At 68.6% G+C, this 20,805-nt stretch carries 20 protein-coding genes; 11 read left to right on the top strand and 9 right to left on the bottom strand.

Annotation, left to right across the window (positions count from 1 at the left end; translation table 11 throughout):
* Positions 1 to 205 precede the first annotated feature (205 nt).
* Positions 206 to 2,011 carry a glycoside hydrolase family 3 protein gene (locus tag AC069H_RS23800; RefSeq protein WP_478233869.1) on the bottom strand — a complete coding sequence of 602 codons (1,806 nt, stop codon included), beginning with the start codon at positions 2,009 to 2,011 and terminating at the stop codon, positions 206 to 208.
* A 166-nt stretch (positions 2,012 to 2,177) separates the two neighbouring features.
* On the opposite strand from AC069H_RS23800, the gene AC069H_RS23805 reads away from it, so the two are divergent.
* Together AC069H_RS23805 and AC069H_RS23810 are read left to right on the top strand one after the other, a co-directional pair.
* Positions 2,178 to 2,804, top strand: coding sequence for a Maf family protein (locus AC069H_RS23805; protein ID WP_125680147.1), 627 nt, complete (start codon positions 2,178 to 2,180; stop codon positions 2,802 to 2,804).
* Positions 2,805 to 2,904: 100 nt separating this feature from the next.
* Positions 2,905 to 4,269, top strand: coding sequence for a dicarboxylate/amino acid:cation symporter (locus tag AC069H_RS23810; protein ID WP_478233870.1), 1,365 nt, complete (start codon positions 2,905 to 2,907; stop codon positions 4,267 to 4,269).
* Positions 4,270 to 4,441: 172 nt separating this feature from the next.
* Here AC069H_RS23810 and AC069H_RS23815 read toward each other — a convergent pair whose 3' ends face one another.
* Positions 4,442 to 5,125: a hypothetical protein gene (locus AC069H_RS23815; protein ID WP_478234048.1), complete on the bottom strand. Its 684-nt coding sequence runs from the start codon at positions 5,123 to 5,125 to the stop codon at positions 4,442 to 4,444.
* An 83-nt stretch (positions 5,126 to 5,208) separates the two neighbouring features.
* On the opposite strand from AC069H_RS23815, the gene AC069H_RS23820 reads away from it, so the two are divergent.
* Positions 5,209 to 5,493, top strand: coding sequence for an SAV_915 family protein (locus AC069H_RS23820; RefSeq protein WP_478225139.1), 285 nt, complete (start codon positions 5,209 to 5,211; stop codon positions 5,491 to 5,493).
* Between the two features lie 108 nt (positions 5,494 to 5,601).
* A complete protein-coding gene (locus AC069H_RS23825) occupies positions 5,602 to 7,392 on the top strand; it encodes an acetyl/propionyl/methylcrotonyl-CoA carboxylase subunit alpha (protein ID WP_478225138.1) in 1,791 nt (596 codons plus the stop codon).
* Positions 7,393 to 7,437: 45 nt separating this feature from the next.
* On the opposite strand, the gene AC069H_RS23830 is transcribed toward AC069H_RS23825, so the two are convergent.
* Positions 7,438 to 7,860: a hypothetical protein gene (locus AC069H_RS23830; protein WP_478233871.1), complete on the bottom strand. Its 423-nt coding sequence runs from the start codon at positions 7,858 to 7,860 to the stop codon at positions 7,438 to 7,440.
* A gap of 150 nt (positions 7,861 to 8,010) precedes the next feature.
* On the opposite strand from AC069H_RS23830, the gene AC069H_RS23835 reads away from it, so the two are divergent.
* The 4 genes from AC069H_RS23835 to AC069H_RS23850 are packed head-to-tail and all read left to right on the top strand — an operon-like array spanning position 8,011 to position 10,569.
* Entirely contained in the window at positions 8,011 to 8,475 is a 465-nt protein-coding gene (locus AC069H_RS23835; RefSeq protein WP_478225136.1) for a DUF1707 SHOCT-like domain-containing protein, read from the top strand.
* 41 nt (positions 8,476 to 8,516) lie between these two features.
* Positions 8,517 to 8,891: a DUF1707 SHOCT-like domain-containing protein gene (locus AC069H_RS23840; protein ID WP_034304743.1), complete on the top strand. Its 375-nt coding sequence runs from the start codon at positions 8,517 to 8,519 to the stop codon at positions 8,889 to 8,891.
* Positions 8,892 to 8,951: 60 nt separating this feature from the next.
* Complete coding sequence (locus AC069H_RS23845) at positions 8,952 to 9,983, top strand: hypothetical protein (RefSeq protein ID WP_478233872.1); 1,032 nt, start codon at positions 8,952 to 8,954, stop codon at positions 9,981 to 9,983.
* Positions 9,984 to 10,038: 55 nt separating this feature from the next.
* The gene (locus AC069H_RS23850) at positions 10,039 to 10,569 is read left to right on the top strand and encodes a GNAT family N-acetyltransferase (protein ID WP_478233873.1); all 531 of its coding nucleotides are present in this window, start codon (positions 10,039 to 10,041) and stop codon (positions 10,567 to 10,569) included.
* A 122-nt stretch (positions 10,570 to 10,691) separates the two neighbouring features.
* Here the strand turns inward: AC069H_RS23850 and AC069H_RS23855 are convergent, their stop codons facing one another.
* Together AC069H_RS23855 and AC069H_RS23860 are read right to left on the bottom strand one after the other, a co-directional pair.
* Positions 10,692 to 12,155 (bottom strand): aldehyde dehydrogenase family protein, encoded by a 1,464-nt coding sequence (locus AC069H_RS23855; RefSeq protein ID WP_478233874.1) that lies wholly within the window; start codon positions 12,153 to 12,155, stop codon positions 10,692 to 10,694.
* Positions 12,156 to 12,371: 216 nt separating this feature from the next.
* Positions 12,372 to 14,111 (bottom strand): glycerol-3-phosphate dehydrogenase/oxidase, encoded by a 1,740-nt coding sequence (locus AC069H_RS23860; RefSeq protein WP_478233875.1) that lies wholly within the window; start codon positions 14,109 to 14,111, stop codon positions 12,372 to 12,374.
* A gap of 235 nt (positions 14,112 to 14,346) precedes the next feature.
* Between AC069H_RS23860 and AC069H_RS23865 the strand changes: the two genes are divergently transcribed.
* Both AC069H_RS23865 and glpK read left to right on the top strand, forming a co-directional pair.
* Positions 14,347 to 15,102, top strand: a complete 756-nt coding sequence (locus tag AC069H_RS23865) for an MIP/aquaporin family protein (RefSeq protein ID WP_478233876.1) — start codon at positions 14,347 to 14,349, stop codon at positions 15,100 to 15,102.
* A 14-nt stretch (positions 15,103 to 15,116) separates the two neighbouring features.
* Positions 15,117 to 16,628 carry a glycerol kinase GlpK gene (gene glpK, locus AC069H_RS23870; protein ID WP_478233877.1) on the top strand — a complete coding sequence of 504 codons (1,512 nt, stop codon included), beginning with the start codon at positions 15,117 to 15,119 and terminating at the stop codon, positions 16,626 to 16,628.
* A gap of 52 nt (positions 16,629 to 16,680) precedes the next feature.
* On the opposite strand, the gene AC069H_RS23875 is transcribed toward glpK, so the two are convergent.
* The 3 genes from AC069H_RS23875 to AC069H_RS23885 all read right to left on the bottom strand — a co-directional run bounded on the left by AC069H_RS23875 (position 16,681) and on the right by AC069H_RS23885 (position 19,233).
* A complete protein-coding gene (locus AC069H_RS23875) occupies positions 16,681 to 17,262 on the bottom strand; it encodes a class F sortase (protein ID WP_478233878.1) in 582 nt (193 codons plus the stop codon).
* Positions 17,263 to 17,284: 22 nt separating this feature from the next.
* Positions 17,285 to 17,746: a hypothetical protein gene (locus AC069H_RS23880; protein WP_478225234.1), complete on the bottom strand. Its 462-nt coding sequence runs from the start codon at positions 17,744 to 17,746 to the stop codon at positions 17,285 to 17,287.
* Positions 17,747 to 17,829: 83 nt separating this feature from the next.
* Positions 17,830 to 19,233, bottom strand: coding sequence for an NAD(P)H-quinone dehydrogenase (locus AC069H_RS23885; RefSeq protein WP_340684569.1), 1,404 nt, complete (start codon positions 19,231 to 19,233; stop codon positions 17,830 to 17,832).
* 127 nt (positions 19,234 to 19,360) lie between these two features.
* Here AC069H_RS23885 and AC069H_RS23890 point away from each other — a divergent pair, with 127 nt between their 5' ends.
* A complete protein-coding gene (locus tag AC069H_RS23890) occupies positions 19,361 to 19,813 on the top strand; it encodes a gamma-glutamylcyclotransferase family protein (protein ID WP_185927259.1) in 453 nt (150 codons plus the stop codon).
* 41 nt (positions 19,814 to 19,854) lie between these two features.
* On the opposite strand, the gene AC069H_RS23895 is transcribed toward AC069H_RS23890, so the two are convergent.
* The gene (locus AC069H_RS23895; protein WP_478234049.1) at positions 19,855 to 20,697 is read right to left on the bottom strand and encodes a DUF559 domain-containing protein; all 843 of its coding nucleotides are present in this window, start codon (positions 20,695 to 20,697) and stop codon (positions 19,855 to 19,857) included.
* Between the last annotated feature and the right edge of the window lie 108 nt (positions 20,698 to 20,805).

Raw genomic sequence — 20,805 nt, forward strand, 5'->3', positions numbered from 1 at the left:
GGTCCGCGACGACCTCCACGAAGCCTTCCTCACCATCGGCTGCGCCATTATCTGCTGGCGCCGACTCAAAGCCCACTCATTCTGTTAGGACCCCTTAGTCCCTCTGAATGCGGCTCGCGGGCCCGCCGCCAGTGCGATGAACGGTCCTTTCCTTGCGAATTTCGCAAGGAAAGGACCGTTCCTCTCATCCGCGGGAGGGCGGAAGCTAGCGGCGGTACCGCAGGCCGTAGCCGTACGGGTACAGCGCCTTCTTGCCGTCACCGACGTTCACCGGTTCCTGCGCCGCGCTGGTCGGCCAGCTGAACGTCAGCTTCCCGGTCGGGTCGTAGTCGCCGTACAGGACATCGGCGACACCGGCGCCTTCGCTGCCCGGAAGCCAGGCGGCGAGAAGCCCGTCGAACTGCGCCAGTTGCGGAGCGATGTCGAGCGGGCGCCCGGACACGGTCACCGCGACGACCGGGACCCCGGAAGCCTTCAATTTGGCGATCGTGGCGAGGTCTTCCGCGTCGAGCCCGAAGCCGTTCGGACGATCTCCCTGCCCTTCGGCGTACGGCGTTTCGCCCACCACGGCGACGGCGACCTGGTAGCTGCCGTCGATTCCGTTACCCGCACGGTCATAGGTCACCGTGGTTCCCTTCCCCGCCCCCGACTTGATCCCGTCGAGGATGGTCGTGCCCGGGATCACCGGGCCGCTCTGGCCTTGCCAGGTGAGCGTCCAGCCGCCCGCCTGGTTTCCGATGTCGTTCGCGTTCTTGCCCGCGACGAAGATCTTGTTGTTCTTCTTCGCCAGTGGCAGCACACCGTCGTTCTTCAGCAGCACCTGGGATTCGCGGACGGCCTGCCTGGCCAGTTCGCGGTGTTCCTTGCCGCCGAACGTCTTCTGGAGCGAACGGTCGGTGTACGGGCGCTCGAACAGGCCGAGCTTGAACTTCTGCGCCAGGATGCGGCGGTTCGCGTCGTCGATCCGGTCGCGGGAGACACGGCCGGCTTCGACTTCGGCCTTGAGATAGGAGATGAACTGCGGCGCGTCCCACGGGACCATGAACATGTCGATGCCCGCGTTGACCGAGAGCCGCACCTCTTCGGGGGTGAAGCCTTCCTTGCCGTCGATCTGGTTGATCGCGTTGTAGTCCGAGATCACCAGGCCGGAGAACCGCAGTTCCCGCTTGAGGACGTCGGTGATGAGGTACTTCTCGGCGTGCATGCGCACACCCTGGAAGCTGGAGAACGAGATCATCACCGAGCCGACGCCGCGGTCGATCGCCTCCCGGAACGGCGGCAGGTGGATCTGACGCAGTTCGCGTTCGCCGATCTCGGTATTGCCCTGGTCGACGCCGTTCGTCGTACCGCCGTCGCCGACGTAGTGCTTCGCCGTCGCGAGCACCGATCCCGGTTTCTCGCCGAGTCTGCGCCCTTGGAGACCGGTGATGGCCGAGGCGTTGGCGATGGCGTCGCGCGGCGATTCGCCGAAGGATTCGTAGGTCCGGCCCCAGCGATCGTCACGTGCGACGCACAGGCACGGCGAAAAGTCCCACTGCGGGCCGGTTCCGGCGACTTCCAGCGCCGTCGCGCGGCCGATCTTCTCGACCAGGCGCGGATTGTTGGCCGCACCGAGGCCGATGTTGTGCGGGAAGATCGTCGCGCCGTAGACATTGTTGTGGCCGTGCACGGCGTCGACGCCGTAGAGCGTGGGGATGCCGAGCGGCGTCGAAATCGCCGCCTTCTGGTACGAGTCGACCATGTCGGCCCACCCGTTCGGTGTGTTGCTGGCGGGTACCGAGCCGCCGCCGGAGAGCAGGGACCCCAGTTTGAGCGCGGCGGCCTGTTCGGGGGTGACCGCGCCGCGTTCGGCCTGGGTCATCTGGCCGATCTTGTCGTCGAGGCTCATCCGCTTGAGCAGGTCGTTCACCCGCGCGGAGGTCGAGGCGTGGGGATTCTTGTAGACCGGCCCCGGGGCGGCGGACGCCATCGGCGCCAGGGCCGAACCGGCCAGGAGCAGCCCTGCGAGCACTGTGGTTTGCGTCGTGCGAAGTGATCTTCTGACGCGGAGGCGGGACGACATTGGTTCCTCCGTAGCTCGGACAATCCATATGTTGCGCGCCACAACAAACTAGCTCCACGTTCGGGTGTCCCAGGTCACAATTAGGCAACAGCGGGCCGTCGAGTACCTTCCTCAGGTGCGTTTCGTCCTCGCTTCCCAGTCCCCCGCCCGCCTCGGCGTCCTGCGTTCCGCCGGCTTCGACCCGAGCGTCGTCGTGTCCGGCGTCGACGAGGACGCCGTCGCCGCGTCCCTGACCGATCCGGCTCCCGAGGAGCTGGTCCGCGCGCTCGCCGCCGCGAAAGCCGAAACGGTTTTCGAGACGCTCGGCGGGCACGGCGACATGGTCATCGTGGGTTGCGACTCGATGCTGTCGATCAACGGTGAGATGGTCGGGAAACCGATCACGCCGGAAGCCGCGCGCGAGCGCTGGGCGTCAATGGCGGGCAAAACCGGCGAACTCCTGACCGGCCACGCGATCATTCGCGTCGAAAACGGCGTGAAGACGAAAGAAGCGTCTGGAACCGAAGGCACCACTGTTCGCTTCGGTACACCTTCACAAGAAGAGATCGAGGCGTACATCGCTTCCGGTGAGCCGCTTCAGGTGGCCGGCGGCTTCACGCTCGACGGGCTCGGCGGCTGGTTCATCGAGGGAATCGACGGCGATTTCTCGAGCGTCATCGGCATCAGCCTGCCGCTGACCCGGCGTTTGCTGGCCGAGGTCGGCGTGAGCGTCATCGAGCTGTGGACGCGTCCCGCATCCTGAGACGGCTCCCACACGATCGGGTGATCCGGAAGAGTCCTGCCTCGTCGAACGTTCTTCACGTTCGGGAAATCAGGAAACCTTCACGCACCGGAGTCGCCCCGTGTCTTTCATTCGGACCTACACAAGGCCAAGGGTCTTCGCGGCGGCGGTCCTCGGCTCGCTCGTCGTGGGCGCCCTGCTCGGCGTGCTCGCCAGGACGACCGAGGCGAGCTGGCTGACCGACCTGCTCGACCAGATCGGCACGATCTTCACGACGCTGCTGCAAATCGCGGTGATCCCGCTGGTCTTCACCGCGATCGTGGTCGGCATCAACAGCCTGCGCAATCTCGGCGGCGGCAAGAAGGCCGCGCGGCTGGGCGGCAAGACCGTCCTGTGGTTCGCGATCACCTCGTTCATCGCGTCGCTGATCGGCATCGCGGTCGCGAAACTGTTCAACCCCGGCAGCGGCGGCCTCGGCGAAGGCGTCGCCGCGACGGCGAAGAACGCGGACAAGGCCACCAAGAGCGTCGACAACTGGGGCTCCTGGAGTGCCTTCATCGAAGGCTTCCTGCCGAAGAACTTCTTCGCGGCCTTCACCGAGGGCTCGACACTTCAGGTGCTGTTCCTCGCCGTGATCATCGGCGCGGCCGCCTACAGCCTCGGCGACAAGGCCAAGCCGTTCGTCGACTTCACCACCAGCGTCTTCGAGATCATCCAGCGCTACCTCGGCTGGGTTGTCCGGCTTGCCCCGATCGGCATCATCGGCCTGATCGGCGCCGCCGTCTCGAACTACGGTGACGCCCTGTTCCGGCCGCTGCTGTCCACCACTCTCGCGGTGTACGTCGGCTGCTTGCTGGTGCTGCTGGTGGTCTACCCGATCCTGCTGCAGTTCGTGGCGAAGGTCAGCCCGCTGACGTTCTTCTCCAAGGCAGGCACGGCGATCCAGTTCGCGTTCGCTTCGCAGTCTTCGGCCGCGACGCTACCCCTCACCCGGCAGTCCGCCGTGAACCTGGGCGTCCAGCCCGCGTACGCCGCCTTCGCGACTCCGCTGGGCAGCGCCACGAAGATGGACGGCTGCGCCGCGGTGTTCCCCGCGATCGGCGCCATCTTCATCGCGAACCTGTCCGGCGTCTCGCTGAACATCTGGCAGTACGTCGGGATCGTCGTGGTCGCCGTGCTCGGCGCGCTGGCCACCGCGGGCACCACCGGCTGGCTGACCGCGCTGACCCTGACCACCGCGTTCATCGGGCTCGACGCGCAGCAGGTGGCGCTCGGGATCGCGCTGATCTACTCGGTGAACCCGATCATGGACATGATGCGGACCGCGACCAACGTCGCGGGCCAGATCGTCGTGCCGGTGGTCGTCGCGCGCGGCGAAGGCCTGCTGGACGACGACGTGCTCAACTCGCCGACGGACCCTTCGCCCACCCCCGACGGCGAAGCGGCTACTACCACCGCGAAGGAGCCTGCTGACGCGGGTGCTTGAGGTTCTTTAAGTCCGTGAAGGCCTCCTTCCCTACCCTCACGGTAGTGAAGGAGGCCTTCACGGACTTCATGCTCCGAGGACCGGCAGCCACCTGCGAAAAGTGAGCAAGGGACCTTTGCTACCACTTCTCTCAACGTCAAGAGAAGTGGTAGCAAAGGTCCCTTGCTCCCCCTCAGGGGCAGGCCCTCAGATCCGCCTTCGTCAGCCGCACATCCGGCCATCCCCTCAGCTCCGACGGCGCGGTGTACCGGCGCGTGCAGCCCACCGAGCCGCGAGCGACGTCGTAGACCTCCGCGAGCACCGGCGCCGCCTGGCACCGCGCCGAGCCGGACTGCGCGCCGGGGCATTCGTGCCGCACGACGATGACGTCCGCGATCCCGTCGGCGGTCACATCGTGCAGGGCGACCGTCCCGGCGTCGGAGAAATAAGGCTTCCCGGTGTCCCGCCAGATCTCGCCGCGCGCGACGAACAACTCGCCCGCCGAGCCACCGCCCACTTCGCCACGCACCAGGCACACCGGCGTCGTGCCGTCGACACAGCGCAGAGAATCGCTCTTCAGGGTGACCCCCATGTCGTTGACGATCAGCGGGTACACGGTGTCCGACCCGATCCGGACCACACCCTGCTTCCCCGCGTCGTCGGCCAGCAGCACGACGGGCAGCCCGCCGACGGTCATCGCGCTGATCTCCCGGCAGGCGGCGTCGCCGCAGTTGACGCCGGGCGCGCTCGGGGCGGCATCGGACACCGGAGGCACGCCGGGGTCACCGGTGGGCACGGGAGCGGCGGGGCGGAGCAGGATCACGGCCACGATCACGCCTGCCGTCACCACCACCGCCAGCAGCGCGGTGAGCAGCACGGATCGCGGCGCCCGTGCTTCCTGAGTCCGCATATCCGAGAGCGTAAGTGATCTAGCGCAGAGTGCACGTCTATGTTGTTCCTGTGACGAACCCCGGACTGCCCACCGCACTGTTCCTCCCCACGGCGAAAAAGCCGAAGGACTACACGAGCGCGGAGATCGAACTCCGCCCGACCAAGGACGGCCGGATGGCGCTGATCGCCTTCAGTTCCGTGCAGCGACTGGTCGAGTGCTGCGGTCCGCACCAGCCGTGGGCACTGGTCAAATCCGAGCACCTCGGCCGGGTCCACCAGGCCCAGCCGTACGACCTGATCATGCTCGATTCCGACCTTCCAGAAGAACTGCGGCACCGCCCCGCGCTGGTATAAACGAAGGTCACTGGGTGGCCTTGCTCTCACTAATCGGGGCGGGAACTTCCGTAAACTGCTGCGGAGCCGCATCGGGGCGGCCCGACGTGCGAACGCAGGAGGTACGGCGTGACCGAGCAGGCCGGCACAGGTGGTCCGGTGACCAAGATCCTGATCGCGAACCGCGGGGAGATCGCGGTACGGGTGATCAGGGCGGCGAAGGACGCCGGGCTGACCAGCGTGGCCGTCTACGCCGACCCGGACCGCGACGCACCCCACGTCCGTCTCGCGGACGAGGCCTTCGCCCTCGGCGGCACCACCGCGGCCGAGAGCTACCTCGTCTTCGACAAGCTGCTCGACGCCGCCAAGAGGTCGGGCGCGGACTCGGTCCACCCCGGCTACGGGTTCCTTTCCGAGAACGCGGACTTCGCCCAAGCCGTGATCGACGCCGGGCTCACCTGGATCGGGCCGAGCCCGCAGTCCATTCGCGACCTCGGCGACAAGGTCACCGCACGCCATATCGCGCTGCGCGCCGGGGCTCCGCTCGTGCCCGGTACGAAGGACCCCGTCGCGAACGCCGACGAGATCGTCGCCTTCGCCGACGAGCACGGCCTGCCGGTCGCGATCAAGGCCGCGTTCGGCGGCGGCGGCCGCGGCCTGAAGGTCGCCCGCACCCGCGAGGAGATCCCGGAGCTCTTCGAATCCGCGACGCGCGAGGCGATCTCCGCCTTCGGCCGCGGCGAATGCTTCGTCGAGCGCTACCTGGACAAGCCGCGCCACGTCGAGGCGCAGGTCCTCGCCGACCAGCACGGCAACGCCATCGTCGTCGGCACCCGCGACTGTTCGCTGCAGCGCCGCCACCAGAAGCTGGTCGAGGAGGCACCCGCGCCGTACCTGACCGACGAGCAGCGCAAGCGCATCCACGAATCCGCGAAGGCGATCTGCAAGGAAGCCGGCTACTACGGCGCCGGGACCGTCGAGTACCTCGTCGCCGTCGACGGCACGATTTCGTTCCTCGAGGTCAACACGCGGCTGCAGGTCGAGCACCCGGTGTCCGAGGAGACCACGGGCCTCGACCTCGTGCGCGAGATGTTCCGTATCGCGCGCGGCGAGAAGCTGCGCATCACCGAGGACCCGGAACCGCGCGGCCACTCGATCGAGTTCCGCATCAACGGTGAGGACGCCGGCCGCGGTTTCCTGCCGGCGCCCGGCACTGTGACGAAGTTCGTCGCACCGAGCGGCCCCGGCGTCCGTGTCGACTCGGGTGTCGAGTCCGGCAGCGTGATCGGCGGCCAGTTCGACTCGATGCTCGCGAAGCTGATCGTCACCGGCTCGGACCGGCAGAACGCGCTCGAGCGCAGCCGCCGCGCGCTGGCCGAGATGGTCGCCGACGGGATGGCGACGGTCCTGCCGTTCCACCGCGTGATCGTGAACGACCCGGCCTTCGTCGGCGACGAGAACGGGTTCAGCGTGCACACCCGCTGGATCGAGACCGAGTTCGAGAACACCATCGAGCCGTTCGTGGCGCCGGAAGCGGCCGAGGCCGAGGAAGAGCCGCCGCGTCAGAACGTCGTCGTCGAGGTCGGCGGCCGCCGTCTCGAAGTGTCGCTCCCCGGCGGTTTCTCGCTCGACGCCGGTGGCGGCGGGACGGCCGTGAAGGCCAAGCCGCGCAAGCGCGCGGGCGGCACCAAGGCGGCGGTGAGCGGCGACGCGGTCACCGCGCCGATGCAGGGCACCATCGTCAAGGTCGCCGTCGAAGAGGGCCAGCACGTCGAAGCGGGCGAGCTGGTCGTCGTGCTCGAAGCGATGAAGATGGAGAACCCGGTCACCGCGCACAAGGCGGGCACGGTCACCGGCCTCGCGGTCGAGGTCGGCGCCGCGGTGACGCAGGGCACCCAGCTGTTCGAACTGAAGGACTGACCGCGTTCCCGGTGAGTCCACTGTGGACTCACCGGGACCGGCGGATCAGCAGTACTGCTTCTCCACGTGGATGTCCTGGTCGGTACTGATCTTGTACCACCAGCCCGCCTTGCCCTTCCAGTCCTCGTCCCACCAGAATCCGGGGAAGGTCCAGGTAGACAGCGTGCCCTTGGCCTTGCACTCGACGTAGACGCCGTCCCAGTCCTGGTTCTTCGGGGTCTTCTGGCCGGGCTTGAGCCGCCGCCACTCGGTGCCGGGCTTCGGCCCGTTCGAGTCGAACGTGCGGATCGCCCAGATGTCGTGGCCGGACTTGTTGAGCACCGTGCCGCAGATCTTGCCCAAGCAGCCGCCGCGCACCTCGGCATCGCCCCCCGGCGAGGTCGTGGCGCTTGCCGACGCCACGCCGACCGGCAGCGCGGCGACCGCGATCCCGGCCACCAGCGCGACCTTGGTGATGAACTTCCGCATGAGGTCCCCCCTCTCTCGATCACGCCCGATTCCCGGACGCGTGACCAGGGTGAAGGGCACGGCACGACCGCTACAACACCTTTGCGCCAGTGCGAAAAGACTGACGGATGTCGTGGTTGACGAGGCCTCGCCCGGCCTACCATCGGAGGGGTGAGCGAGGTTCCGTCTCCGCGGCTGCGGATCAGTGATCAGGATCGCGAGTCCGCGCTGACCGCGCTCGGCGAGCACATGAGCGCCGGCAGGATCGACATCGACGAGTTCGGCGAGCGGTCCGCCCGGATCACCGCCGCCAAGACACGCGGCGACCTGGCCGAGGTCTTCGCCGACCTGCCGGAACCGCATCCGCGCTACGACACGCCCAGGACCGCCGTGAGCGAACCGGAGAAACCGGCGTCGCCGTGGGCGGGCATCTCCCCGGTGCAGCGCGTCATGAGCGCGCTCCTGCCGATCCTGTTCATCGCCACCATCGTGCTCATCGTCACCACCGACCTCACCTGGTGGTTCATCCTCGTCCCGATCGGGATCAGCGCCGTCGGCGAGAGCATCTGGGGCAAAGGCTGGGAGAACTCCCACAAGAAGCTCGGCAAGCAGCGCCGACGGGAGCTGGACGGCTGATCCGCCCGTAGACTCGGGACGTGAGTGCCGAGAGACCGGACATGCGGCTGAGCGACGCCGAACGCCAAGACGCGCTCGAAGCGCTGGAGGAGCATGTCCGCACCGGCAGACTCGACCTCGACGAGTTCGGGACGCGGTCGGCGAAGATCAGCGCGGCGAGGATGGCCAGCGAGCTCGAACCGCTGTTCACCGACCTGCCCTCGCCCCGCCCCAGCGCGCTGCTCCCCCTGCCCCCGATGCCCGGTGTCGCGCAGGCGTCCGCGAAGAACGAGGTCCAGCCGTCCAAATGGCTGACGGCCAGCGCAGTACCGATAGCCGCGGCGGTCGCGATCGCGCTGTTCTTCTTCACCCGCGGGACGTTCCTCGTCTTCCTGCTGCCGCTGGCGGTCGCGCTGATCATGAGCCGTCGCCGCTAGGCAACCGAAAGCCCGGTTCGCGCGTTCCCTCGGTACAGATCTGGGGAAATGGGGACGAACATGATCGTCAAGTCCAGAATGCGCGCGGGGGTCCTTCTCGCCGCCACCACCATCGGGATGACCGCGTTGGGCGCCGTGCCCGCGAACGCGGCGGAAGGGCACTGGGAGGCCACCTTCCTGACATTGCCCGCGGGCAGCGAACTTTCGCGGGGCTTCGTCACCGGAGCGGACGGGCACGGTGGCTACGCGGGCGCCTTCCCCATCGGCGGGACCTCGCAGATCGTCACCTGGAAGAACGGCGCGCCGACCGTCCACGGGGTACCGGCCGGATACGAATGGGCGATGGCCTGGGACCAGAACGGGTCCGGCACGGTGGTGGGCGACGCGTCCGACTACGACACCGGGGAGACCAGGCCGTTCGTCCTCGACGCGAACGGGTTCCGGGTCCTCCCGGTCCCGGCGGGGTTCTCCTACGTCTACGGCGTGGCCGTCAACGACCAGGGTGACGTGGTCGGCAACGCCCACAAGAAGGACGATCCGGACGGCACCCGCGCGGTGCTGTGGCGGGCCACCGCCACCTCGTCCGGTCCCGAACTGCTCCCGGCCGGCCTGCTGGCGACCGACATCGACGACGACGGCACGGTCCTGCTGAGCCGTCTCTACAACGGCGGATTCGTGTGGAAGAACGGCGACCTCACCGAGGTCACCGCTCCCGCCGGATACGATTCCGTGACCGTGAGGGCCATCGAGGACGGCCGGATCGCCGGTAGCGCCTACGACCCGGCGATCCAGGATTCGCAGGCGTTCGTGTGGAGCACGCCGACCACCGCCGAGGCGCTGCCCGGTGGCGTGTACGGCGTCGATCTCAACTCGCACGGGCTCACGACCGGGCTGGAGCCTGCCCCCGAGCCGATCATGAACCGCTCGGTGACCTGGCAGGGCACCGAGCGGTCCGGGGCGTTGCCGACCCCGGCGGGTTTCGGACGGGCGCAGAGCCGGGTCGTCTCGGACGACGGGACGATCGCGGGAATCACGTCGAACAAGCCGCTGGACGAGGGCGGCACGCCGGTGGTCTGGCGCTACGTGCGGTGATCTCCGGCCGGGGTGGTCCGTATGCGGGCCACCCCGGTCTGGCTACCCTCGAAGGGTGGAACCGGTGGAGATCAACGCGGGCGAGTACTACCTGCGGCAGCTGCGGGCGGACAAGGCCCTCGACGACCGTCCGGCGCTGGTCGCGGCCTTCGCCGATCCGACGCACCGTAAGTACGTCCTGAACTATCGCTTGCGGGACCTCGACGAGGCGACCGAGTACGTCGCGCTGCGCGCCGCCCAGTGGGCGGGTGACGAGCGCTGTTCGTGGGCGGTGGCCGCGCCGACGACCGGGGATCTGCTGGGCGAGGTCGGCCTGCGGGACCTGGATCTCGACGCCGGGTACGCGGAGGCGTCGGTCTGGGTGCGCGCGGCGTCGCGGGGCAAGGGGGTCGCGAGCACCGCGCTCAACGCGGCCCTGCGCTTCGGCTTCGGCGGGCTCGGCCTGCGCGAGGTCAGCTACCGCTACGAAGAGACCAACGAGGTGTCCGCTTCGGTCGCCCGCAAATGCGGGTTCACCCTGGTCGGGCCCGAACTCGAGCCGGCCCCGACCGGGGAACGCCTCATCCGCTGGCGCCGCACCGCCTGAGCCTCCCCCGCATTTCGTCCTCTGAATGCGGCAGTACGCGACACGAACTACCGCATTCAGAGGACGAAATGCGGTCGTTGGCAATCCGAACTACCGCATCCAGAGGACTGAATGCGGGCGGGTCAGAAGGGGTAGGTGGGCGGCGGGTTCCGGACGGTGACCCACCGCGTCTCGGTGAACGCCTCGATGTTCGCCGCCGCGCCGCCGAAGCGGCTTCCGGTGCCCGAAGCGGCGACGCCGCCGAAGGGGCTGTTCGCCTCGTCGCTGACCGTCTGGTCGTTGATGTGCACGATCCCGGTCGGGACGCGGTCGGCCAGCTCCAGTCCTTTGAGGACATCGCGCGTGACGATCCCCAGCGACAGCCCGTACTCGCTCGCCGTCGCGAGACGGACGGCCTCCTCCGCGTCGGAGAACCGCACGACCGGCGCGACCGGGCCGAAGATCTCCTCGGCGACCGCGGGCGCCGTCGACGGCACGTCGGCGAGCACCGTCGCGGCGTAGAACAGCCGGTCGTACTCGGCGCCGGCGGCGACCCGCGCCCCCGCCGCGACGCTGGCCGTGACCAGCTCGTGGATCTTGTCCCGCTGCCCGGCGTCGATGATCGGCCCGAGCGCGACCTCGTCCCGCGCCGGGTCGCCCACCCGCAACGCCGCCGCCTTCGCCGCCAGCCGCTCGACGAAGTCGTCGTAGAGCCGCTCGTGCACCAGGTGCCGTCCGGTGGTCATGCAGATCTGGCCCTGGTGGAAGAACGAGCCGAACGCGGCGACCCCGGCGGCCTCGTCGACGTCCGCGTCGTCGAGCACGATGAGCGCGGAGTTCCCGCCCAGCTCCAGATGTGCCCGCTTCAGGTGCTTCCCGGCGAGTTCGCCGACCTTGCGCCCGGCGCCGGTCGACCCGGTGAACGAGATGACCCGGACGGCCGGATGCGTCACCAGCGTCTCGCCGACGTCCGCGCCGCCCGGCAGCATCTGGAGCACCCCCGGCGGCAGGCCGGCTTCCTCGAAGATCCGCGCGAGGACCACGCCACCGGTGACGGCGGTACGCGGATCCGGCTTCAGGATGACCGCGTTCCCCAGCGCGAGCGCCGGTGCGACCGAGCGGATGCCGAGGATGATCGGCATGTTGAACGGCGAGATCACCGTGACCACACCGGCCGGCACGCGGCGCGCCATCGAGAGGCGCGGCTCTTCGCTCGGCAGGAGTTCGCCGTACGGGCGTCCGGGCAGAGCCGCCGCTTCGTAGCACTCCTGCTCCGCGACGTGCAGCGAAAAGCCCGCGACTCCCGGCACGGCGCCGACCTCGCGGACGTTCCACCAGCGGATCTCGTCGGCGTACTCCGACCACAGCCGGGCGGCCTTGCGCAGGACGGCGGCCCGCTGGACGTGCGGTGTCGCCGCCCAAGCCCGCTGCGCCTCGGCCGCCGTTTCCGCCGCCTTCGCGGCGTCTTCGGCCGAGGCGATCCCAATGCTTCCCAGCACCGCTCCGGTCGCGGGCTCCGTGACCTTCCGGGTGCCGCCGGTGCCGGGCACCCAGGCACCGCCGGCGAAGATCCGGTCCGTCCACGTCGACGAGTCGAGAAACACCACAAGGCCGCCTTCCGTCTCTGTGCCTGATCAAAGAGCCCGCGGCCGCGATCGACGTCGGCAGGGCGCTGATCAAACTTTTCCCGTTCGCGGACAAGGGCCCTGCCACCGCGATAGCGGGGCCTTCGGCCGCGCGGGCTGGGACGGCCGACGCTATGCCAGATTCACCGGATCAGGCAACGATCCCTGCGCGCGTGGCACACCACGCGGCAGGGACGATCAACTCACCGGTTCGATGATCCCCGAGCGCGCTTCCGGCGCGGCCGAGCGCAACGCGTCGGCGGCCTCGTCGCTCGGCTGCGACTGGGACTTCCGTTCCGCGTCGACCCGCGCCTTGTACACCTCGACTTCGCGTTTCTCCTCGTCCTTCGACCAGCCGAGCACTTCGCCCACCAGCGTGGCGACCTGCGCGGCGCAGTCGACGCCGCGGTGCGCGTACTCGATCGAGATCCGCGTCCGGCGCGCGAGCACGTCTTCCAGATGAAGCGCGCCCTCGTGGCTGGCCGCGTAGACGACCTCGACACCGAGGTAGTCCGGAGCGTGCTCCAGCGGCTTCAGCAGTTCCGGACGTCCTTCGCCGAGTGCGAGGACCTCGTGCACCATCGAGCCGTACCGGTCGAGCAGATGACGCACGCGGTACGGGTGCAGCCCGTGCTCGCCGGCCAGGTGGTCGGCCTGGTTCACCAGCGCGTGGTACCCGTCCGCGCCCAGCAGCGGCACCTTGTCCGTGATGGACGACTGCGGCCTGCCGGGAAGATCGACGGCCGCGGCGTCGACGGCGTCGGCCGCCATCACCCGGTACGTCGTGTACTTGCCGCCCGCGATCGCGACCAGCCCCGGCGCGACGCGCGCGACCGCGTGCTCACGCGAAAGCTTCGACGTCTCTTCGCTTTCCCCTGCGAGCAAAGGCCGCAGCCCCGCGTAAACGCCTTCGATGTCGTCGTGCGTCAGCGGTGTCGCGAGCACGGTGTTGACGTGTTCCAGGAGGTAGTCGATGTCGTGCTTCGTCGCGGCGGGATGCGCGAGGTCGAGGTTCCAGTCGGTGTCGGTGGTCCCGACGATCCAGTGGTTGCGCCACGGGATGACGAACAGCACGGATTTCTCGGTGCGCAGGATCATGCCCGATTCCGAGACGATCCGGTCGCGCGGGACGACGATGTGCACACCCTTGCTCGCCCGCACCCGGAACCGGCCGCGGCCACCGGAAAGGCGCTGCAGCTCGTCGGTCCACACGCCGGTGCAGTTGACCACCGCGGAGGCGTGGATGTCGGTCTCGCGGCCGTCCTCGACGTCGCGCACGCGAACCCCGGAAATGCGGTCCGCCTCGCGGAGGAAACCGACCACCTGGGTGGAGGTGCGCACCACGGCGCCGTAGTGCGCGGCGGTGCGGGCGACGGTCATCGTGTGGCGCGCGTCGTCGGCTTGCGCGTCGTAGTAACGGATCCCGCCGATCAACGCGGACCGCTTCAGCGCCGGGACCATCCGCAGCGCGCCCGCGCGGCTCAGGTGTTTCTGGCCGGGGACCGACCGCGCACCGCCCATCGTGTCGTACATCAGCAGACCGGCCGCGGTGTACGGACGCTCCCAGACCCGGTGGGTCAGCGGGTACAGGAAGCTGACCGGCTTCACCAGATGCGGGGCGATCGTCGTCAGCATCAGCTCGCGTTCCCGCAGAGCTTCCCGCACCAGACCGAATTCCAGCTGTTCGAGGTAACGGAGCCCGCCGTGGAAGAGCTTGCTGGAGCGGCTCGACGTGCCCGAGGCGAGGTCGCGCGCTTCGACGAGGGCGACCCGCAGGCCGCGTGTCGCGGCGTCGAGCGCCGTGCCCGCCCCGACCACTCCGCCGCCGATGACGACGAGGTCGAACTTGTCCTCACCCAGCCGCTGCCAAGACTCTTCCCGCTTGAGCGGTCCCAGCCTGGCGGGGCTGTTTTCGGCTTCGCGCTGAGAGCTTGCCACGTGACATTCCTCCTTGGTGCCGCTGTGGCTCCAGCATCGCACGATCGGCCGCGACCGGTCCGTTATGCGGGTGACACGTGTGGCGTAACCCTCGTCGATCTTGGAAGGATTGGTTCCCGCGACGCCTGGAAGGAACAAATACGCGACGGTAACGTGCCACGGACGTGGGTCGGCAAGGGCGCCGTAGCACACCGTGTTCGACCCTGCGCGGAATGTCCAAAGTGGAGGTCAAGCGGTGAGTGCAGGAGCCATATTCGTCTGGGAACTGCTGGGAACGGCGGTCCTGATCCTGTTGGGTAACGGCGTGGTCGCCAACCACGTGTTGCGGAAGAACAACGGCCACAACGGTGGCGTCGTGATGATCACCTTCGGGTGGGCGTTCGCGGTCTTCGCCGGTGCCAGCATCGCCGCGCCGAGCGGCGCGCACCTGAACCCCGCGGTGACACTGGGCCTCGCCATCGCGGACAAGACGAAGTGGGCGGACGTCCCGATCTACTTCGCCGGGCAGCTGGTCGGCGCGATCCTCGGCGCCGTGCTCTGCTGGGCCGCCTACAAGCTGCAGTTCGACGACCACCCGCAGCGCGACGAGACGCTCGGCATCTTCTCGACCGCGCCGCAGATCCCGAACAAGGCGTGGAACCTCGTCACCGAGATCATCGGCACCTTCGTGCTGGTCGCGTGGATCCTGCTCAGCCCGGTCTACGCCAACGCGACCGCCGAGGGCGGCACGCCGAACTTCGGCAACTCCGCGCTCGGTTACGCGGGTGTAGCGTTCGTCGTGCTGGTCATCGGCCAGTCCCTCGGTGGTCCGACCGGTTACGCCATCAACCCGGCCCGAGACCTCGGCCCCCGCATCGCGTACGCGTTCCTGCTGCCCATCAAGAACAAGGCCAACCCGAACTGGGGCTACTCCTGGGTCCCGGTCGCCGGCCCGCTGGCCGGCGGTGCCCTGGCCGCCCTGCTCTTCCTCGCCGTCCACAACCTCACCTGAGACTGGAGTTTTCGATGACTTCGTACGTAGCCGCGATCGACCAGGGCACCACGTCGACCCGCTGCATGATCTTCGACCACTCCGGCCGGGTGGCCGCCGTCGACCAGCGGGAACACGAGCAGATCTTCCCGAAGGCGGGCTGGGTCGAGCACAACGCCGAAGAGATCTGGGAGAACACGCGGGCCGTCGCCGCGGGCGCGCTGGCCAAGGGGGACCTGGTCGCGAGCGACATCGTCGCGGTCGGCATCACCAACCAGCGCGAGACCACGCTGGTCTGGGACCGCACCACCGGCAAGCCGGTGTACAACGCGATCGTGTGGCAGGACACCCGCACCGACAAGATCGTCAGCGACCTGGGCGCGCTCGGCGGTGGGCAGGAGCGTTACCGCGCGAAGGTGGGCCTGCCGCTGGCGACCTACTTCTCCGGCCCGAAGATCAAGTGGATCCTCGACAACGTTGACGGCGCCCGCGCGAAGGCCGAAGCCGGCGACTTGATCTTCGGCAACATGGACACCTGGGTGCTGTGGAACATGACCGGCGGGGTCGACGGCGGCGTGCACGTCACCGATCCGACCAACGCGTCGCGGACCATGCTGATGGACCTCGACACGCTGACCTGGGACGCCGAGATCGCCGAAGAGATGACGATCCCGCTGTCGATGCTGCCGGAGATCCGGTCGTCGTCGGAGACCTACGGCAAGGTCCGGGAGAAGGGGGCGCTGGCCGGAGTTCCGATCTCGGGCATCCTGGGCGACCAGCAGGCGGCGACCTTCGGGCAGGCGTGCCTCTCGCCGGGTGAAGCGAAGAACACCTACGGCACCGGCAACTTCATGCTGCTCAACACCGGCACCGAGAAGGTCATGTCGGACAACGGGCTGCTCACCACGGTCTGCTACAAGATCGGCTCGAACGACACGGTGTACGCGCTCGAAGGCTCGATCGCGGTCACCGGTTCGCTCGTGCAGTGGCTGCGCGACAACCTCGGCCTGATCGGTTCGGCAGCCGAGGTCGAGCAGCACGCCCGCACCGTCGAGGACAACGGTGGCGCGTACTTCGTACCGGCGTTCTCGGGTCTCTTCGCGCCGTACTGGCGCTCCGACGCCCGCGGCGCGATCGTCGGACTCACCCGGTTCGTCAACAAGGGGCACATCTCGCGGGCGGTCTTGGAGGCGACGGCGTTCCAGTCGCGCGAGGTGATCGACGCGATGAACGCCGACTCCGGCGTCCCGCTGAAGTCGCTGAAGGTCGACGGCGGGATGGTCGTCAACGAACTGCTCATGCAGTTCCAGGCCGACATCCTCGGCGTGCCCGTGATCCGGCCGGTGGTCAACGAGACCACCGCGCTCGGCGCCGCCTACGCGGCCGGGCTCGCCGTGGGGTTCTGGGAGAGCGAGGACGACATCCGCAACAACTGGGCGCAGGACAAGCAGTGGGACCCGTCGATGGACGAGGCCCGCCGCGAATCCGAGTACCGGAACTGGAAGAAGGCGGTCACGAAGACCTTCGACTGGGTCGACGAAGACTGACCCGCCGCTTTGCGCGTGAAGGCCCCTTCCCTCGGTTGCGGGCCTTCACGCGCTACGGGGACGAGATCATCCGGGCGAACACGATGACGTTGTCGAGATAGTTGCGCGACGCCTTGTCGAACACTCCGCCGCAGGTGATGAGCCGCAGTTCCGGCTCGGTTGTGTCGCCGTAGACGGCGTCGGTGGGGAACTCGTCCTTCGCCACCCGCTCGACCCTCGTGACCGCGAACTCGACCGTCACGCCGTCCTTGCGGGTGATCGAGACCTTGTCGCCGGGCGTCAGTTCCTTCAGCCGGAAGAAGATGCCCTTCTGCTTGTTCCCGTCCACGTGCCCGAGGATCACCGAAGGCCCGATTTCCCCCGGTGTCGGCCCGTGCACGTACCAGCCCGCCTGCATCGGCCGGGTCACCGGCGGCACCTCGATGGTGTTGTCCCCGTTGAGCCCCAGCGGGATCAGGCTGGACTTCGCCTCGATCTCCGGCACGTCGATCGACACCGGATCGGCCTTTGGCAGCCCTCGGGCGGCGGTCTCCGCGGCCCGTTCCGGGGCTCGCGGCGGAGCGACCTCGCCCCGGCAGGACACGACGGCCGCCAGAACCACCGCGAGCACCAGCGGTGCCCATCGCACCTTCATGCTCACCCCTTTCGGGAAGCGGTCAGGAGGCCATGCTGCCGTCGCCCGCGTGAGCGGCACCGGAAGGCACCGCGCTCACCTGCCGGGGAGGAACGGTGAATGTTGCCGTATAAGACTTTCCGTTGCAGTTGACGGTCAGCGGGTAGCTGCCGGGCGCGGTGCCGTCTTTGAGTTCGACGTCGGCGCTGACGTTCGCCGGCACCCCGATGAGCGGGCCGTAGTCGTACTTCCCGATGCTCAGCACCGGCGAAGAGAACGTCGTCGACGACGGCGCCTTCAGCCCGTCGCCGCCGGGGCATCGCGCCAGCGCCACGTTGGAGTCACCGTGCACAAACTTGTTGACGAGCCCGAGTTCGTAGGCGGTGTCGTCGTTGAGCTGCACCGTGACACCGGGATCCGGCTCGGGTTGCTGCGCGAAACCGGCCGACGCCCCCGCCAGCACCGCCGCACCGATCGCCACCACTCCGGCGAGAACCCTGCGAATCACGGAAAACCCCTAGCTGTCAACGAAACACCGACACGCGCTAGACGCGGCCGCCCCCGCGAGGGTTGCTTCGCCGGAGGCGATCAGTCCAAGTCGTCGTGGCGCATCAACTGGCGGCCCGCCTCGGTGATCGACCCCGACAGCGACGGGTACACCGAAAATGTCAGTGCCAGATGTTCCACTGTGAGCTGGTTCTGGACGGCGAGCGCGATGGGAAGGATGAGTTCGCTCGCCGTCGGCGCCACGACCACCCCACCGACGACCACACCGGTGGCGGGGCGGCAGAACAGCTTCACGAAACCGCGTCGCAGGCCTTCCATCTTCGCGCGGGCGTTCGTCGCGAGCGGGAGCATGATGGTGCGGGCGGGCACCTCACCCGAGTCGATCGCCTGCTGGCTGATGCCGACGGTCGCGATCTCGGGGTGGGTGAACACGTTGGCGGCGACGGTCTTGAGCTTGATCGGCGCGACACCCTCGCCGAGCGCGTGCCACATCGCGATGCGGCCCTGCATACTGGCCACGGAAGCCAGCATGAGCACCCCGGTGCAGTCGCCGGCGGCGTAGATCCCGGGCGCGCTGGTGCGGGAAACCCGGTCGACGCCGATGAAGCCGCCGGGGCCGGGCTCGATGCCGACCTTCTCCAGGCCGATGTCGGTGGTGTTGGGCACCGAACCGACGGTCATCAGCGCGTGGCTGGCTTCGATCACGCGGCCGTCGGCGAGGTGGATCTCGACGCCCTTTTCGGTGCGCTCCACCTTGTCGGCGCGGGCCTGCTTGACGACCGTGGTGCCGCGCTGCGAGAAGACCTCTTCGAGCACGGCGGCGGCGTCGGCGTCCTCGTGCGGGAGCACGCGGTCGCGGCTGGACACGACGGTGACCTTGACACCCATCTCGGTGTAGGCCGAGGCGAATTCGGCGCCGGTGACACCCGAACCGATGACGGCCAGGTGCTCGGGCAGCTCGCGCAGGTCGTAGAGCTGGCGCCAGTCGAGGATGCGCTCGCCGTCCGGCACGGCGCCGGGCAGCACGCGCGGGGTGGCACCGGTGGAGATGAGGACGACGTCGGCGTCGAGCACCTCGGTCGAGCCGTCGGGGGCGGTGACGGCGACCTTGTGCGTGGCGAGCCCGGCCTCTTCGTCGTCGAAGCGGGCCTGGCCGATGACGACGCGGACGCCCTCGCGCTGGACGCGGGCGCGGATGTCGGCGGACTGCGCGAGCGCGAGACCCTTCACCCGGCCGTGGACGGTCGGCAGGTCGACGCTGGTGTCGGCCATGTCGGTGTTGATGCCGAGCTCGCGAAGGTCGTGCATGTTCGCCAGCGCGCCGGAGGAGGCGATGAACGTCTTCGACGGGACACAGTCGTAGAGCACGCACGCGCCGCCCAGGCCGTCACGCTCGACGATGGTGACGTCGGCTCCGTGCTGGGCCGCGACCAGTGCCGCTTCGTAACCGGCGGGGCCTCCGCCCATGATCACGATCTTGGTCACTGGTCTCCTCCTCGCAGCGGTGTCTGTGACTGCGTTTACCGTACGCGGGCGACCGTTGGGCGGATTGAGTGGCCGGACACGGCATGTGCGTCCAGCCGGGTGACCGCCGGGTCGCTAGGCTGTGGCCGTGCCGTTGTATGCCGCGTATGGATCCAATATGGAGCCCTCCCAGATGTTGGAGCGCGCTCCCCACTCGCCCATGGCCGGCACCGGCTGGCTGGAGGGCTGGAGGCTGACCTTCGGGGGCGAAGACCTCGGCTGGGAAGGCGCGCTGGCGACCATCGTCGAAGACCCGGGCTCCCGGGTCTTCGTGGTGCTGTACGACGTCACCTCGCTGGACGAACCCAACCTCGACCGCTGGGAAGGCGGCGAGCTGGGCATTCACTCCAAGATCCGGCTCCGCGTGCAGACCATGGACGGCTCCGTGCTGGCGTGGCTGTACGTCCTGGACGCCTACGAGGGCGGCCTCCCGTCCGCGCGCTACCTCGGCGTCCTGGCCGATGCGGCCGAGGCCGCCGGCGCCCCCGCCGACTACGTCGACGCCCTCCGCACCCGCCCCTGCCAGGGCATCTCCGGCTGACCCGCGAGTTCCGCCCCCAAGCACGCGAGTCACGGCTTCAATCACGCGAGTCGCGCCGTACGACGCTCGAACGCTCCCCGCAACTCCGCCAGTAACCGTCGCGGATCCCGCAGGTCGGCCGCCGTCGCGCGAACCGTGATCCATCCGCGCGCCGCCATCCGGGCGTCCCGCTCGGCGTCATAGTCCTGCCTGCCCTCATGGGCGGCATAGCCGTCGTACTCCAGGGCGATACGCAGTTCAGGCCACGCGAGGTCGAGGACGTACAGCTTCCGTCCGTCGATGGTGCCGATCTCGTACTGGGCGACCGGTACCGGCAGCCCGGCCTCCACGACGATCAAGCGAAGGATGCTCTCCGACGGCGATTCGGCCTCGCCCGTCGCGAGCGCGAGCAGCATCTGCGCCCTGTGGATACCTCGCCGGTCGCGACGGTCGAGAAGGCGATCCCGGACGTTGGTGTGAAGGACCGCCCGATGGTTCGGCGCGAGGTTGTGCATGGCCTCTTCGAGTGCGGCGAACGCTGTTCGCTTGTCGCCGTCGCAGAGGTTGTCGGCCAGCGCGCGATCCAACGAGAACACGGGAAGTTCGTCCAGTTCGACGATATCGGACGGGTGAAATTCTGCCCGGTGCACCACGAGCCCCGGCCTCGATTCGACCCGTCTCGAGTACGGGACGGTCAGGTGGACCGTGGTGCCTTCCGCAGCCGAAATCCCATGCAGGGCAAGAGAAGTGACGCCGGACAGTACCGCGGGCGGCCCGATCGCGAGCAGTGCCGCCTGCGCCAGAGTCGGCAGCTTGAGCAGATCCGCGGCGTGGACGACCACGCCTCGCCACGGCTGCGCCAGCGCACCGCGCGCCAACCCTTCGCGGACGGCTCTCCGCCCCAAGATCCTGTCGGCCTCACTACGCGAGACCACCCCATGACGTCCTCCCCAGTTGATCACGTCTTCGAGAATCGAAGATCAGATCGGCCTTGGGAAGACCTGTTTTCCCAA

Source organism: Amycolatopsis sp. NPDC043887 (assembly GCF_056435665.1).

Bases quoted from the DNA above. Each gene is read 5' to 3' on its own strand.
- AC069H_RS23830 (WP_478233871.1), bottom strand. From the start codon at position 7,860: ATGCGGAAGTTCATCACCAAGGTCGCGCTGGTGGCCGGGATCGCGGTC.
- AC069H_RS23840 (WP_034304743.1), top strand. From the start codon at position 8,517: ATGCGGCTGAGCGACGCCGAACGCCAAGACGCGCTCGAAGCGCTGGAG.
- AC069H_RS23845 (WP_478233872.1), top strand. From the start codon at position 8,952: ATGATCGTCAAGTCCAGAATGCGCGCGGGGGTCCTTCTCGCCGCCACC.
- glpK (WP_478233877.1), top strand. From the start codon at position 15,117: ATGACTTCGTACGTAGCCGCGATCGACCAGGGCACCACGTCGACCCGC.
- AC069H_RS23875 (WP_478233878.1), bottom strand. From the start codon at position 17,262: ATGAAGGTGCGATGGGCACCGCTGGTGCTCGCGGTGGTTCTGGCGGCC.